15 protein-coding genes are annotated in these 15,551 nt (G+C 57.5%); 4 read left to right on the top strand and 11 right to left on the bottom strand.

What is annotated here, in order from left to right:
- Positions 1 to 24: 24 nt before the first annotated feature.
- The 4 genes from hisS to clpB form a co-directional block, all read right to left on the bottom strand.
- Positions 25 to 1,266: a histidine--tRNA ligase gene (hisS, locus tag E9954_RS25595; protein WP_136082104.1), complete on the bottom strand. Its 1,242-nt coding sequence runs from the start codon at positions 1,264 to 1,266 to the stop codon at positions 25 to 27.
- A gap of 165 nt (positions 1,267 to 1,431) precedes the next feature.
- Positions 1,432 to 1,713 carry an HU family DNA-binding protein gene (locus tag E9954_RS25590; RefSeq protein WP_130594406.1) on the bottom strand — a complete coding sequence of 94 codons (282 nt, stop codon included), beginning with the start codon at positions 1,711 to 1,713 and terminating at the stop codon, positions 1,432 to 1,434.
- A 222-nt stretch (positions 1,714 to 1,935) separates the two neighbouring features.
- Positions 1,936 to 2,580 carry an efflux RND transporter periplasmic adaptor subunit gene (locus E9954_RS25585; RefSeq protein WP_136082103.1) on the bottom strand — a complete coding sequence of 215 codons (645 nt, stop codon included), beginning with the start codon at positions 2,578 to 2,580 and terminating at the stop codon, positions 1,936 to 1,938.
- Positions 2,581 to 2,869: 289 nt separating this feature from the next.
- Positions 2,870 to 5,449, bottom strand: a complete 2,580-nt coding sequence (clpB, locus tag E9954_RS25580) for an ATP-dependent chaperone ClpB (protein ID WP_136082102.1) — start codon at positions 5,447 to 5,449, stop codon at positions 2,870 to 2,872.
- A 216-nt stretch (positions 5,450 to 5,665) separates the two neighbouring features.
- Between clpB and dhiT the strand changes: the two genes are divergently transcribed.
- The 3 genes from dhiT to E9954_RS25565 are packed head-to-tail and all read left to right on the top strand — an operon-like array spanning position 5,666 to position 7,230.
- A complete protein-coding gene (gene dhiT / locus E9954_RS25575; protein ID WP_136082101.1) occupies positions 5,666 to 5,935 on the top strand; it encodes a type II toxin-antitoxin system toxin DhiT in 270 nt (89 codons plus the stop codon).
- A 6-nt stretch (positions 5,936 to 5,941) separates the two neighbouring features.
- Positions 5,942 to 6,187: a DUF2442 domain-containing protein gene (locus E9954_RS25570; protein WP_136082100.1), complete on the top strand. Its 246-nt coding sequence runs from the start codon at positions 5,942 to 5,944 to the stop codon at positions 6,185 to 6,187.
- Between the two features lie 2 nt (positions 6,188 to 6,189).
- Complete coding sequence (locus tag E9954_RS25565; RefSeq protein WP_136082099.1) at positions 6,190 to 7,230, top strand: sodium:calcium antiporter; 1,041 nt, start codon at positions 6,190 to 6,192, stop codon at positions 7,228 to 7,230.
- A 474-nt stretch (positions 7,231 to 7,704) separates the two neighbouring features.
- Here the strand turns inward: E9954_RS25565 and ahcY are convergent, their stop codons facing one another.
- Both ahcY and E9954_RS25555 read right to left on the bottom strand, forming a co-directional pair.
- Positions 7,705 to 9,144 (bottom strand): adenosylhomocysteinase, encoded by a 1,440-nt coding sequence (ahcY, locus tag E9954_RS25560; protein WP_136082098.1) that lies wholly within the window; start codon positions 9,142 to 9,144, stop codon positions 7,705 to 7,707.
- A 104-nt stretch (positions 9,145 to 9,248) separates the two neighbouring features.
- The gene (locus E9954_RS25555) at positions 9,249 to 10,172 is read right to left on the bottom strand and encodes an ArsR/SmtB family transcription factor (protein WP_136082097.1); all 924 of its coding nucleotides are present in this window, start codon (positions 10,170 to 10,172) and stop codon (positions 9,249 to 9,251) included.
- A 228-nt stretch (positions 10,173 to 10,400) separates the two neighbouring features.
- Here E9954_RS25555 and E9954_RS25550 point away from each other — a divergent pair, with 228 nt between their 5' ends.
- Positions 10,401 to 11,204, top strand: coding sequence for a M50 family metallopeptidase (locus E9954_RS25550; protein WP_168442599.1), 804 nt, complete (start codon positions 10,401 to 10,403; stop codon positions 11,202 to 11,204).
- Here E9954_RS25550 and E9954_RS25545 read toward each other — a convergent pair.
- The 5 genes from E9954_RS25545 to E9954_RS25525 form a co-directional block, all read right to left on the bottom strand.
- Positions 11,190 to 11,567, bottom strand: coding sequence for a hypothetical protein (locus tag E9954_RS25545; RefSeq protein WP_136082095.1), 378 nt, complete (start codon positions 11,565 to 11,567; stop codon positions 11,190 to 11,192). The genes E9954_RS25550 and E9954_RS25545 overlap by 15 nt on opposite strands.
- Positions 11,568 to 11,627: 60 nt before the next feature.
- Positions 11,628 to 12,998, bottom strand: a complete 1,371-nt coding sequence (locus tag E9954_RS25540; protein WP_136082094.1) for a 3-deoxy-D-manno-octulosonic acid transferase — start codon at positions 12,996 to 12,998, stop codon at positions 11,628 to 11,630.
- Positions 12,999 to 13,095: 97 nt separating this feature from the next.
- Entirely contained in the window at positions 13,096 to 14,316 is a 1,221-nt protein-coding gene (locus E9954_RS25535; protein WP_136082093.1) for an LL-diaminopimelate aminotransferase, read from the bottom strand.
- A gap of 13 nt (positions 14,317 to 14,329) precedes the next feature.
- On the bottom strand, positions 14,330 to 14,677 hold the full coding sequence (locus tag E9954_RS25530; protein WP_136082092.1) for a hypothetical protein: 348 nt from the start codon (positions 14,675 to 14,677) through the stop codon (positions 14,330 to 14,332).
- Between the two features lie 93 nt (positions 14,678 to 14,770).
- Entirely contained in the window at positions 14,771 to 15,538 is a 768-nt protein-coding gene (locus tag E9954_RS25525) for a hypothetical protein (protein ID WP_136082091.1), read from the bottom strand.
- Between the last annotated feature and the right edge of the window lie 13 nt (positions 15,539 to 15,551).

Raw genomic sequence — 15,551 nt, 5'->3', positions numbered from 1 at the left:
TGAACAATGCGGATCCTGTATGGATTACGCAGTGCGCAAGACGTCCTCCAAGCTCTGTTCTACCTGCGTTCCTTCGGCCATGTCCTTAACGACAACAATACCCTTTGCAATTTCATCTTCGCCGCGAATGATCACCTTTTCGGCACCGGAGCGGTCGGCCTTGCGCATCTGCGCCTTCATGCTTTTGGCGGCGAGTTCCATGCCGCAGCGGACGCCCTTGGCGCGCAGCCCGGCGGCCAGTTTCATGTTTTCAACCAGGGCCGCTTCGCCGAGCGAAACCAACCAGATGCCGCATGCGGGAGCAAACTGTTCGCCGGTAATGCCGCAGGCTTCCAGCGCCATGATGGCGCGCTCGAAACCCACCGCGAAACCAACGCCGGGAATGGCCTTTTTCCCAAGGGCAATTTCGTAGCGCCCACCGCCCGCCAGCGCATCCTGCGCACCGAGCGCGGAGTGGCTGATTTCCCAGACGGTGTGCACGTAGTAGTCGAGCCCACGGATCAACTTGGGGTTGACCACCACTTCGATGCCCATGGCCGCCAACGCGTCGACCACCTGCTTTAGATAGTTGCGCGAGGAATCGCTCATGAATTCGATGGCCGAGGGAATCTGGTCGACGATCTTCTGGCAGTTTTCGTTTTTGCAGTCGATAACGCGCAGGACGTTTTCGTCGATCCGGCGCTGGCAGTCTTCGCACAGCTCCTTTTCAAACGGACGGAGCGCATCGCGCAGCCCGTCGGCGACCGGCTTGCGGTCGGAGGGTTCGCCGCGCGTGCTGACCTGGATCTTGGAGCCGGTTAGCCCCCAGGAATCGAGCAGGGCCTTCTGGAGCGCAATGCACTCGGCATCGGCCAGCGGATTCGGTTCGCCGGTGGCTTCGACGCCGAGCTGGTGGAACTGGCGCTTGCGGCCGGCCTGCGGGCGCTCGTAGCGGAACATCGGGGCAATATAGAAGACGCGGGCGCCGAGGCCCTCCTCGCCGCGCCCCGCCAAATGGCGGATGGTTCCAGCCGTGCCTTCCGGCCGCATGGCCAGCTCGTGCTTGCTGGGTTTGAAGGAATACATCTCCTTCTTGACCACGTCGGTGGTGTCGCCGAGCGAGCGCTGGTAGACGGAAAGCTTTTCAAGCACGGGCGTGCGCAACTCTTCGTAGCCGTAGCTGTTGAAGACCGAGCGCGCACGCTCCTCCATCATGCGCCAGAGATAAATCTCCGGCGCCTGGATGTCGGACATGCCCTGCAGGGGCTGGAATTCGTTACTTGCCATTTGATTGAAATCCTAAATTCTAATTTCCAAATCCTAAACAAATCTCAAAAACCAAGCGTCAAAATCAAAAACACTCTGTTTCCTGCCTTTGGAATTTCCAACTTGAATTTGTTTAGTGGTTCGGAATTGGGATTTATCGTTTCCCGCTTGGCGTCGCCAAACGGGTTATTCGCCGGTGATACGCTCGCGCATGATTTTTCCGGGCTTGAACTTAACCACTTTACGGGCCGGAATGGTGACCACGTTTTCAGGCTTGTTCGGATTGCGGCCGATGCGCTGCTTGCGTTCGCGGACTTCGAAAACACCGAAATTGCGGAACTCGACGGTATCGTCGTTTTCGAGGGCTTCCACGATGTAGTCGAGGCTCTTCTGGATAACGGCGTAAACATCCTGCTGGATCAGGCCGGTTTCGTCCGCGATGCGCATTACCAAATCTCTTTTCGTCATTTATATATCTCCTTGAGTTTTAGACGTTTCAATAAAAGGAAAACCGATTTTCCGAAAAATGAACCACGGATATTATTCAGCGGTGTTGATCGGTCAAGCTAATCCGATGATATTTATGGATTTGTGAAACAAACCAGGGTCGAAATCCGTAAAGTCCAAGATCGCCCCACCGGTCTTTGCCCCGTGGGCATTAGCCCAAAAAACCTTCAACCTGCACAGCGCCTAACGCGCCAGAACATGGATCGCCAAAAAGATCCAGAAAGCAAAGAAGCTGAAGATGGCCAGACTTTTGTTGAAGAGGTAGAAATGGTCCTTGGGATCAAGCACCATGATGGTGTCGCCCGCCTTGACCATCGAATGGGTGTGCGCCCTGATTTCCTTGACCTTGCCCTTGGTTGGCGAAAGCAACTCGCCGGCATCCAGGGCCTTTCGCAGCTCGGTCACGCTGGCAAGAGCCACTTCCTCGGCGGACTTGGCTTCGGCGACCCCTGCTTCCAGCTCGGAAATACCATTGTCGGACGCCCCGTTTTTCACGGCGTTTTTATGGGCCATCTGGCGCATGGCAAACTTTTTCTTGGCGGCGGTATAGGTATTCTTGGCCTCTTCGTAATCCGCACTGATGCGGTCGAGCCGCAAGCTGGCCAACACCTGCTTTTCTCCAATGCTATCGCCCTCCTGCACGTTGACCCTGCCCACCGAACCATCCGTTTCGAACGCAACCTCGATGGCCAGGGGATGCTTTTTCAGCACCTTGGGCGAAGGATACCAGGCGTCCTTTACCGCCCAGAGACAGAGGAAAAAGAATATCCCGGCAAGCACGAGGAAATCATTTGTGCCCTTAATGTTGTATCTTCTTTTTGCCGGCATGCCCTGCTCCCACTAAATTCAAAGCGCCTAGGTTTACAAACACCCCAAGACTTGTCCACCATCAAATTGTTAGAACGACACCACGGCCCGGCGGCATTCGGCCCATTGCAGCGGCCTGCCGTTGCAAGGGGTTACACTGGAATCCATTGCGATTCGAGTGTGCCGCGCGAGGTGGCGGTTCATTTTGGGGATGGGTTGGCGCGATGTTTTGACGATTCCTTGCCGGGCTGGATCAAGGTCTGTCGTCAAGCTGCATCGCTGCCCGTGTTTTTTCCCACTACTGCCCCGGTCATTGGTCGATCTTCAGGGCACCGTTCTCCACATCGATATGCGCACTCGCCCCTTCGGACAACTGACCGGAAATGATGGCTCTCGAGATCGGCGTTTCCAGCTGCTGCTGGATGAAACGCTTCAAGGGCCGGGCTCCGTAGACGGGATCATAGCCTTCCCTGGCAATGAAATGCTCGGCGTCCTTGCCGATTTCAAGCCCAATGCCCTGACCGGCCAACCGGCGCCGGAGATCGGCGATCAGCAACTCCACCACACCGGTGATTTCGTCGAGCGTGAGCGGCTTGAAGAGAACCGTTTCATCGATCCGGTTGAGGAACTCCGGACGGAAATGGCTCCTGAGCGCCTTCATCACGCTTTCACGGGCGTCGGCGTCGATATGCCCATCGGAACCAATGCCTTCCAGCAGATGGGTTGAACCAATGTTGCTGGTCATGATGATGATCGTGTTCTTGAAATTGACCGTCCGCCCGTGCGAATCGGTCAGGCGTCCATCTTCCAGGATCTGGAGCAGGACATTGAACACGTCGGGGTGCGCCTTTTCAATTTCATCGAGCAGCACCACCGAATAGGGTTTGCGCCGCACCGCCTCGGTCAGCTGGCCGCCCTCCTCGAAACCGACATAGCCGGGAGGGGCGCCGACCAGGCGCGAAACCGTGTGCTTTTCCATGTATTCGCTCATGTCGATCCGCACCATGTTGGTTTCCGAATCGAACAGCTCCCACGCCAGCGTACGCGCCAGCTCGGTCTTGCCCACCCCGGTCGGCCCGAGGAACAGGAACGAACCGATCGGCCGGTTCGGATTCTTGATTCCGGCACGGGCACGGAGAACGGCATCGGCAACGGCTTGAACCGCCTCGTCCTGGCCGATCACCCGCTCGTGCAAAACATCGTCGAGCTTCAACAGCTTTTCGCGCTCGCCTTCGAGCAGCTTGGTCAACGGAATACCCACCCAACGGGAAATCACCTCGGCAATCTCCTCCTCGGTCACTTCTTCGCGCAACAGGGTTCCTGCCTTACGATCCGCCATTGCGGCTTCGGCCTCCGCCAAATGCTTCACAATGTCCGGAATGGTTCCGTGGCGGAGCTTGGCGACGCGCTCGAGGTCATAGTCCCGCTCCGCCTTTTCGGCCTCCTGCTTGGCTAATTCCAGCCCTTCGCGCAGCTCGCGCACCTTTTCAATTCCGCCCTTCTCGTTTTCCCATTGCGCCTTCATGGCATCGGCGTCGGTGCGCAGGTCGGCCAGTTCCTTTCGCAGCGCCTCCAGACGCTCTTTGCTGGCCTTGTCCTTTTCCTTCTTCAGCGCCGTTTCCTCAATCTCCAGGCGCATCACCTTGCGGGTGATTTCGTCCAGCTCGGTCGGCATCGAGTCGATTTCCGTGCGGATGGTTGCGCAGGCCTCGTCCATCAGGTCGATCGCCTTGTCCGGCAGGAAGCGGTCGGAAATATAGCGGTCCGAAAGCACGGCCGAGGAAACCAATGCCGCATCCTGGATGCGTACGCCGTGGTGCACCTCGAAGCGTTCCTTCAAGCCACGCAGGATCGAAATCGTATCCTCCACGCTCGGAACATCCACCAGCACCGGCTGGAACCGGCGCTCCAGCGCGGAATCCTTTTCAATGTATTTACGGTGTTCGTCGAGCGTCGTGGCGCCAATGCAGTGCAGCTCGCCACGCGCGAGCATCGGCTTGAGCATGTTGCCGGCATCGGACGACCCCTCGGTCCTGCCCGCGCCCACGATCGTATGCAACTCGTCGATAAACAGGATAATCCGCCCCTCGGAAGCCTTGATTTCATGCAGTACGGCCTTCAGGCGCTCCTCGAACTCGCCGCGGTATTTCGCGCCGGCCATCAGCGCCGTCATGTCCAGTGCCCAGATCGACTTTTCCTTCAACCCCTCCGGAACGTCGCCGCGCACGATGCGCTGGGCCAGCCCTTCAACGATCGCGGTCTTGCCCACACCCGGCTCGCCGATCAGCACTGGATTGTTCTTCGTCTTTCGCGAAAGGATCCGGATCACCGAGCGGATCTCGACATCGCGCCCAATCACCGGATCCATCTTGCCGGAACGGGCCACCGCAACGAGATCCTGGCCATATTTCTCCAGCGCCTCGTACTGCCCTTCCGGGTTATCGGACGTCACCCGCTGGTTTCCGCGCACCTTTTCCAACGCCTTCAGCACCGCGTTGCGGTCGATTCCATGATCCTTGAGCAGCCGAACCTCGTCGGCAAAGACCAGCAGCAAATGCTCCACCGAGACAAACTCGTCCTTGAGCTTCCGGGCTTCGTCGGCCGCCTTGACCAACAACTGATTCAAGCGCTGGGTCACATAGACCTTGCCGGCCTCCGTCGCCCCTTGAACACTCGGCCGCTTCTCCAGCTCCTGCTCCAGTTGCGCGGTGACCACCGGCACCGAAGCCCCCATGCTTTCGATCAGGCGAGGAACCAGCCCACCCTCCTGCTCCATCAACGCGAAAAGCACGTGTTCGGCATCCACCTCACGATGACCATACCGCAACGCCTTCACCTGCGCCTGCTGCAGCGCCTCCTGAACCTTCTGGGTCGTCTTGTTCATATCCATAATATGGGCTCCATTAAAAAAATCCAATGGGCCTATTGCACCGACCGTGCCAACGCAAAAACCAACCTTTTTACGCACATCGGAGTTGCCGCTCCCACCAAACCGGGACAATTCGACGGCACACCGCGACAAACTGTCGCAGAACAAAGGATAAGGAATTGATTGCAAACCACACTGTTCAGTAGAGTATTGGGCAAACGCAGGAAGGAGAGTGCCGTGCCAGTCATATCAATGTTTTATGGAATCATCGTCCATATGTATTTCATGGACAACCGACGACATAAGAAGCCTCACATCCATGTCTCATATCAGGAGCAGGAAGCGGTGATTGCCCTCCCCGATGGAGAAACCCTGGAAGGCAACCTGCCTGCCAACAAATTGAAACTGGTTCTGGCTTGGATGGAAATCCACCGCGATGAACTGATGGCCGACTGGGAATTGGCCGCCAAAGGTCAACAACCATATAAGATCGATCCATTGAGATAAGAAAACATGAATCCACGAATCAAAAGCGTCACCCCAACCGACCAATACACCCTTGAACTCGTTTTTACCAATGGAGAGGAAGGCGTCTACGATTGCTCCCCCCTTCTGGACTTTGGTGTTTTCATTGAACTGCAGGACAAAGGCTACTTCAAGCAAGCCTCGGTTCAGTACGGAACGGTGGTCTGGCCACATGAACAGGACATCTGCCCCGACACCCTATATGAAGATTCCAAGAAAACCACTTGCGCCTAACGATGCAATTCTTTGAACAATTGATAGGCACGCAAACCGGACTGGTGCTGGCGTTTGTGGCCACCGCCACCGTGGTGGTTCTGGCCGGTATCCGGCTGAGCATCTATGGCGATGCGCTGGGCGACCGCACCGGGCTGGGCAACGGATTGGTGGGGCTGGTCTTCCTCGCCGGGGTGACCAGCCTGCCGGAACTCGTGGTTTCGCTGACCTCGGTGCTCAACGCAACCGAACTCGCCCAAGGCGCCGACCTGGCGACCGGCAACATGCTGGGTTCGAATGTTTTCAACCTGCTGATCCTGGCCTTCATGGCCCTGCTGTTCCCGGCCAAGTTCAAGCCGCAGGAAATGGACGACCCGCACACGGACTCCGCCCTCTACGGGTTGCTCATGCTGGGCCTTTTTTCGATCGCCTATCTGGCTTCGAACTGGGGCAACTGGCTCGTGCCTGGACTGGACTGCACCGTGCCGGTGCTTGCCCTGCCCGTTGCCTATTCCTTCATTCTGCTGCGCGAGCATAGGCAGCATCAGGAAGCCGACGAGCCGCACCTGCCGCAAGAAACCGAACTCACCCAAACCCCCGCACTCCACTTCTACAGCATACTGCTCGGCCTGTGCGGCTTGATCATCATCGGCGGCATCATCCTTTCCATCCTCGGCTCCCGCATGGCATTGCCTCCGGAACAGGGCGGCTTCGGGATGGAAGCCAGCCTGATCGGCACCCTCTTCCTTGCCATCTCCACCAGCCTGCCGGAACTTGTGATTTCATTCGCCAGCATCCGCATGGGCTTCCTCGACATGGCCGTTGGAAACGTGCTCGGCAGCAACATGTTCAACCTGCTGATCATCTTCGTGGCCGATATCGCCATGCGCAAGGAAAGCCTGCTGGAACACGCCTCGCCGAGCCATTGGACAAGCGTTGCACTCATCCTGCTATTGACCTTCCTCGGCGGCGCCCTGCTCCGCACGCGTTCGCGCAAGGCCGCCACCCCCGTCGCAGTCATCATGATCGGGCTCTACATCGCCGCCATGCTGCTTTTCATGTAGAACGGTGCCCCGCGCTAATGGCATTGACTTAAGGGGCTTTTGCGCTGAAGGCGCTATACATTTTAGCCTTGGACGCAGTCCAAGGTTTGACGGAGCAACAAAAAGAAGTTTGTCCTGAAGGGACAACACAACCGATTGTTTGTGCTGTCCCTTCAGGACAGGTGAATTTGGTAAACGAAACTCATGGGGCGTTGCCCCATGCTAAATTGTATAGCGCTTTCAGCGCATGCGAACGTGCTTAATACCCAATTAAACAGATTTGTTTTTTACCACAGAGGTCACCGAGACACAGAGCAATTGAACATTCCCGCTCCTGTGTGCTTCGTGTCCTCTGTGGTGAGACCATTCAAGTTAAGTTCATATAAGTCAGCACCATTAGTGCCCCGCGCCGTTTCCCGTCCTTGGAGTCGGCAAACGCAAAAGGCCGAAGGCCTGTGAAGACCTTCGACCTTTGACTTTCGCGCATTCGACCGATTAGTAGCGGTAGTGCTCCGGCTTGAACGGACCGTTCTTCGGAATGCCGAGATACTTCGCCTGCTTGGCGGTGAGCACATCCAGCTTCACACCGATCTTTTCGAGATGTAGGCGGGCAACCTCCTCGTCGAGAAACTTCGGCAACGTGTAGACGCCGACCGGATATTTGCCGGGGTTGCAGTAGAGTTCCATCTGCGCCAGCACCTGGTTGGTGAAGCTGTTCGACATCACGAAGCTCGGGTGGCCGGTCGCGCAACCCAGGTTCACCAGGCGGCCTTCGGCCAGCAGGATAATGCTGTTGCCCTTCGGCATCGTGATCTTATCGACCTGCGGCTTGATGTTCGTCCACTTGTATTTCTTCATCTTCTCCACCTGGATCTCGGAATCGAAGTGGCCAATGTTGCAGACGATCGCCATGTCCTTCATCTTCTTCATGTGGCGCTCGGTGATGACATCGCAGTTGCCGGTGGTGGTCACGAAGATGTCGCCGATCAACGCGGCGTCGTCCATGTTCATGACTTCATAGCCTTCCATCGCGGCCTGCAGGGCGCAGATCGGATCGATTTCGGTAACGATCACGCGGGCGCCCTGGCCAACGAGGGACTGCGCACAGCCCTTGCCCACGTCGCCATAACCGGCCACCACGGCAACCTTGCCGGAAAGCATGACGTCGGTCGCACGCATGATGGAGTCGACGAGCGAGTGGCGGCAGCCGTATAGGTTGTCGAACTTGGACTTGGTGACGGAATCGTTGACGTTGAAGGCGGGGAAGAGCAATTCGCCTGCGGCTTCAAGCTGGTAGAGGCGATGAACGCCCGTGGTGGTTTCTTCGGACACGCCGAGGATATCCTTGGCGATGCGCGAGAAACGGGTCGGGTCCTTTTTCAGGGCCTTCTTGAGCTGGGCCAGGAACACGGCTTCCTCTTCGCTGCCCGGCTTCTTGTCGAGAATGGTCGGATCCTTTTCAGCCTTCACACCCAGCTGGACAAACATCGTGGCGTCACCGCCATCGTCGAGAATCACGTTCGGGCCCTTTCCGTTGCCCCAGTCGAGGATACGGTCGGTGTATTCCCAATACTCTTCCAGCGTTTCGCCCTTCACCGCGAAAACCGGCGTGCCCGTCTTGGCAATGGCCGCCGCCGCGTGATCCTGCGTGGAAAAAATATTGCAGCTCGCCCAACGCACCTTGGCGCCGAGTTCCTGCAGGGTTTCGATCAGCATCGCCGTCTGGATCGTCATGTGGAGCGATCCCGTGATGCGCGCGCCCTTCAGCGGCTTTTCCTGGCCATACTTTTCGCGCAACGCCATCAGGCCCGGCATCTCGTATTCAGCCAGCTCCATCTCCTTGCGACCGAAACCGGCCAGCGAGATATCCGCGATCACATAATCCTGCACTTTTTTCTTCGTAGCCTTCTTGGCCGTCTTCTTTTTTGCTGCCATTGGAACTCTCCTGTGTAGTTAATCTTTCAACACCTAGAACGCAAAGATCGAGAAGGAGTACCCCACTGGCTTTGCGCACTTTGCGCTCTTCTGCTAAATAAATACTATTGTTTTTTCCCGACCACGATCAGCACTGAAAGATCGGGGGTCGACCCCGGCAGCGAATCGATCACGCTGGGTTCGAGCCCGGCATGTCCCAGCCACTCCCGGATTTCAATCGGATCAAAGCCAAGCCATTGATCCGCCCACTCCTCGCGCGTCCACTCGTGCTCATGCCGAACAAGGTCGAGGATCACCAGTTGCCCTCCCCGCTTCAGCCCCCGCGATGCGGCACTAATCACCTGCTCCGGATTGGAGGTGTGGTGCAAGGCCTGGCTCAGGAAGATCGCATCGAACTCCGGCTCGTTGAACTCCAGCTCCTCCAGAATGCCGACCCGTAGTTCCAACCGCTCCGAAAGATTGCCCGCGCCCGCCTTTTCCGAAACCAGCTTGAGCATTTTTTCCGATTGGTCGAACGCCACCACCTTTTTGGCAAAGCGGGCCAGCAACAAGGCCAGCGCCCCCTCGCCGCAACCGAGGTCGGCCACCGTCTGCCCGGAAAACCCGGCGGCCAGCCCGGCGGCCAGCGCCTGCCAGCCCCCGCCCGGTTCCGTGAGCGAGCCATAGCGGCCGGCAATTTCATCGAAAAACTCGCGGCTCTTCTTGCGGCGCAGATCCAACACCCGCTCAACGGCGGCCGCATCGCGATTGGCCACCGAAATTTCCTGCAAACGGTCGTTCAGGATCCTCGCAAAAGCCGCATCGCGAAACAGCTCGCCCCGGTTGTAATAGACCGAAGTCCCATCCCGGCGCGCGGCAACCAGCCCCGCTTCGCGCATCGGCTTCAGATGCCGGCTCACGGTCGATTGCGGCATTTCCAGCGCCTGGACAAGCTCCGCCACCGAAAGTTCCGCCTGATCAACCGATCGCAGAATCCGTAAACGGCCCTCGTCCGCCAACGCCTTGAAAATGTCGAGAATGTCACTCATTATCCATATATCCGAATTTCCGGATAAAAGGATAATTACCTCCTCCTGTCAACGTCGATAAGTGAAAATCATACGCACTGTCTCTCACAGTTCGCGAACTGTCGTTAACTTTTCACCCCTGCGCAGGCGTGCAACACCCCTCCCCATCGCGTAAAACATGGAGGATTCGGCTTGTTTTTGAACCCGGAAGCCATGACCGTGTCGAATTCACGAAATTCAAGGCATCACATGAAAATGGTTAACAACGCGCTATCGGTCGGCTCCGTGCTGGGCATTCCGATCCGGCTACACATCTCTCTTCTCATCGCCGTCGGTGTTATTTCCTTCATGGCGCTGGCAGCAGGAATCAATCCGTTGGTTGTTCCAATTCTGGCCATCGGGCTGTTCGGAAGCGTGGCATTGCATGAGCTGGGGCATTCGGTCGTGGCTCGGGCGAAGGGCAGCTATATCCAGGAAATCGTGCTCTATCCGTTCGGTGGTGCGGCGAAGATTTCGAACCTCTCGCGGAACCCGGTCGACGAAATCCTGGTTGCGGCCGCCGGCCCCGCCGTCAGCCTAGTGCTGGCCCTGCTGCTGCTCCCCTACGGACTGACCTACGACCTTGGCCGACTGAACATGGCGCTTTTTTTCTTCAACATCCTGCCGGTGTTCCCGATGGATGGCGGCCGGGTGCTGAGGGCGGCATTAACGATCAAGCACGGTCGGCTGAACGCCACCCGGACGGCGGCCCAGGTGGCGAAATATTTCTGTGGCCTGTTTGTGATCATCGGCCTGTTCGGCTTGCCGGTGCAGCTTTTCGGCTTCATTGGCCCGTTCCGGCCGAGCCTGATGCTGGCCTTCATCGGAGGCTATATCTACATGGCCGGCCAGCAGGAGCTGCGGATGGTCCTGCTGGAAAACCAGGCCAACCGGTTCAGTGGCTTCAGCGATGGGCAGATTGAGGTCGAAGTCAGCCCGCCGCCCTACGCGAATCGCGGAAACAGCGGCTTTGAATCGTTGCGTTCCAGATGGAAAAACCTATTCCGAGGCTGAATCGGCCGGTGGGCCCGGTTGGGCGGCGCCCGGATGCTCGGGAATGCTGCGCTGGTATTTCAGGTATTCGTTCTTGGTTTCCTCTGAACGAACAATGTATTCCATGATCACGAATTGCCAGATCCCAATGACCGCGAGAACCACGACAATGAGGATGCCCATGGTTCCCCAGAAATATTTTTCGTTGTCGGATTTCCGGGAGAGATGCAACAACCGGCGCAGACCGGAATTCTTGCTGCGGCGCTTGCGCGACTTGTCGTCGAACGCCCGGTGGGATGTGCTGCGGCGCTTCCGCCTTTTATTGGGCGGCTTGTTTCCGATCGGCATCGCTTCTCGGTTTTTGTAGATATCGGTATCTGACATGTTGGTTCCGTATTGATTTAAAGAGCGATTAAGGTAGCGGAATCATCGATGCGCGTCCACCTATTCCCCACCCAAAAGCTTGACCGTCCGTTCAATGACTCCCTGGTTATCGGCCACCACCTTGGCCGCGCGCTGGCCGAGCGCTTCGCGGGAGGCGGAATCCTTGATCAACCTTCCGATTTCAGCCTCCAAGGTTTCGGCATCGGGCACCTGGACTACCGCGTTGCACTTGAGGAACGTGGGCATTACCGCCGGAAAGTTTTCCATGTTGGGGCCCACCACAACCGCCTTGCCATACATGGCAGGTTCGATGGGATTCTGCCCCCCATGCTCCTTCAGGCTCTTGCCCACGAAAATGATATCGGCCACGGAATAGAAATTGCGCAGTTCGCCGGTGGTATCCACAAACAACACGTCGGGCTGAACAACCCCCTCAAACTCGTCGATCCGGCTGCGGCGCACATACCCGAGCCCCTGCTCCTCGAAACACAGAACCACTTCGTCCGCCCGTTCGACATGCCGCGGAACGATCACCAGGAACAGGTCGGGATGCCCGGCCTTTAGCCGTTTGTACAATTCACACAGAACCGCCTCTTCGCCGGGCCAGGTTGAACCGCCCAGCAGGACAACGGCACCCTCTGGAACATGGATCTTTTCCATGACCGCGCGCGCCACCTGTTCGCCGGCGGCATCGCCTTCCGCGACATCGAACTTGACCGTGCCCATACGGTGTACGTTTTGCTTCGGGGCCCCAATGCCAATCAATCGCCCGGCATCGACATCACCTTGGACGCAGATCGGATCAATGCGCCGCAGCACATCGGCCGTTAGCGACCTGAGTTTGCGGTAGCCGTTGTACGACCGCTCCGACATACGGCCGTTGATTAGGGAAACCGGAACTCCGCGGTTGTCGGCCAAACGGATCAGGTTGGGCCAAAACTCCCCTTCCACCAAAACAATCCGGAGCGGATCAACGATCCGAAGCACCTTCTTGATGATGACGGGGAGATCGACCGGGAAATAGAACAGCACATCGCGCCCATCGATCTCCTTGCGACCAATGGCATGCGCCGTCGAGGTGGTCGTACTCAGCGCAAAACTGGTTTCCGGATGCGCTTCGCGGTAGGCCTTGATGAACTTCAACGCCACATAGATTTCACCCACGCTCACGGCGTGCACCCAAATGCGGCGCTCCTCGCGCAACCGGGCCTTGGTTCTGCGCCCAAAATGCCCCACCCGTTGCTCGAAATGCTCCCAATAGCCCCCCCGGCGGATCATCCGCATCAGGAATTTCGGCAGCATGAAAAGAAACACCACCGGAAACAATAGGTTGTAGAGAATCCAAAGCATCGCGGCATCATACGTAAATTGGCGTTCAACGAAACCAAAAACCGAGCGGGATCCCCCTTCCCGGCCACCAAGGTATATCATCCAACCACCACGATCGTGGTAGTTGGATGATATACCTTGAGGGCAGAAGAAAGGCGGGATGGACTGCCACCCCGCCTTCCGTCGAATCCGGCCGGGTCTAGAATTTGAGGTCGGCCTTTTTGAGGCGGGCCGCGAGTTCGTTGAGCACGCGCTCGTCGTCGTCTTCCCCGGCGGATTCGAACACCGCGCCGAAGCGGACGAACGGGCCGGTGTTGTCCCACGGCACGGTGGAGATGCCGTAGTTCTCGATCAGGAACAGCGATGCTTCCTCGGCATTGGCGAATTCAATTTCGCCCGCGCCTTTCGGCGCCTTGAGATACATGAAGAAGGTGCCGCCGGGCATCTTGGCATCGAAACCGACGTCCTTCAGGACTTCGGCCATCTTGCGCAGCCGCTTTTCATAGTGGTCGCGAATTCCATTGGCCAGGCTGATATCGGCAATGCCTGCGCAGGCGGCCTTCTGGATCGCCTTGAACTGGCCGCTGTCGCAGTTGTCCTTGATGGTGGCCAAGGCATTGACCGCCCACTCGGCGCCGCAGAAAAAGGCGAGGCGCCAGCCGGTCATGTTGTAGGCCTTGGACATGGAGTGGAGCTCCAGCGTGCATTCCTTGGCGCCCGGGCGCTGCAGCAGCGAGGTGCGCTCGCCGTCGTAGACCAGCGTGGAATAAGGCGCATCCTGGATGATCAGGATATTGTGCTTCTTCGCAAAGGCCACGAGTTCATCGTAGAACTCCGGCGTGGCGACGGCTCCGGTCGGGTTGTTCGGATAGTTGATGTAGAACAACTTGCAGCGGTTGGCCAGGGCCGGGTCGATCCGGGAAAGATCGGGAAGGAAGGCGTTCTCTTCCAGCAACGGGATATCGACGACTTCCGCGCCGAGATATTTGGAGTGCGTGGCCATCACGGGATAGCCCGGCACGGTCTGGAAGACGACATCGCCGGGATTAACGAAGGCCAGCGGCAGCATGGCTAGCGCGGGCTTGGTGCCGATGCTATGGTTGATTTCGGTGGCCGGATCGAGTTCGACGCCGAAGAATTCCTTCATGTATTGGGCGGCGGCCTGCTTGAACTCGGGGCCGCCGTTGTCGGCGTAGCCACGGTTTTCGGGCTTGTCGCACTCGATTTTCAGGGCATCGCGAATCGGGGCCGGCGCCATCTGGTCGGGTTCGCCCACACCGAAATCGAGGATTTCGAGATCGGGGTGCAGCGCACGGGCCTTGGCCTTGGCGCGCTTGATTTTTTCGAACTTGTAGATTTCGGTCGATTTACCGAACTGGGTTCCGCCGATGCGGTCGGCAAAAAGTTGCTCATGGTTCATTTCTGTATCTCCTTTATTTAAAACGATCCCTCACGGGCGTGATCAACCGGTCGAGTTCCCGGTTGATGGAATCGGCATCGAACTTTTGAAGATCGATGGATCGCGAGGCGTTGACGTAGATTCCATTTTCAATGGTGGGGTTTTCGCGATAGAGGCCCATCACCAGCTTTTCGCCCAAAATATCGACGGAAAAATAGGCCAGGTCGACCACGAGGCCGCCCGAGGTCTGGTATTCCTTCGAATAAACATATTGCAGGTTGCGCGCATATTCGCCTCGGATCGAAAACTGATCCTCCGTACGCCGATGCTTGAATCCACGCTTCTGCATGGCTGATTTAATGATGCCTCCACCCACTAGCATGAAATGCTCCTCTCCAACTGACCGGAATCCGCTACAAAAGCGCCAATCATTGGAAAACAGCGTTGCGAGTCAAGGCAATTCAGGAAAGGGATGCTACTTTGCCGTTGAAATGACGAGATTGTCGATGACGGCGAGGCCTTGTTGGTCGCGCGAAACATGGAACCCCGCGTTGACGCGCGGCAAATTCCACATGGCTTTGGTGACCTTGTCCTTGCCTTTGCTCGCAAACTTGAGGGTTGCCAGCGTCTTGCCCTTGGTGTCGACGATCTCGACCGAGGCGTCGAACCGATCGGGCTCCTCCAGCTTTTTAACGACGAGCTTGAACTTGAACCAGTCGGACAACAACACATCGCTCGCCGGACGAATCAGCAGGTTCTCGCCATAAATCTTGGTGGAGGCTTCATCGGGCATGGCGCCGCTGAGTTTCCAATCGCCGCTGGGCAGGGTTTGGAGGGTAATCCCCCATCGGGCCTTTTCGCTCAGCAGCGAGTTGCCGATCATGAATTCGAGCACCGGTAAATCCCGGGTGGGTTCCGTTGCGGTTTGGCCCAGCCTGAAATCAAACTCGACCGTGAGCGTGCTGCCGGGCAGCCAGCGCACCGGCTCGCCGGTTACACAACGGATCGGGGTGTCGGATTTCTGCAAAACAAGCGCCTTGTCGCCGGCAACGCCATGCGCCCCGACCACATCCATCACCGACAGCGGGGAGGAATCCTTGACCTTGTTGTAGACGTTCCACTCTTGCTGGCCATCGATCGGGCCGTCATCGAAATCGTTGAAGTCGTATTCAACCGACTCCGCCAGGCCAACCGATGCCACTGCGGTAAAAATCATCAAAAAGCGGTGCAAACCCATCCTCATCCATTCCCTCGCT

This window comes from Pontiella desulfatans (assembly GCF_900890425.1).
In the GTDB taxonomy this organism is placed as follows: Bacteria; Verrucomicrobiota; Kiritimatiellia; order Kiritimatiellales; family Pontiellaceae; genus Pontiella; species Pontiella desulfatans.
The sequence above is the reverse complement of the archived record's forward strand: the minus strand, read 5'-3'. Positions and strand labels throughout refer to the sequence as shown.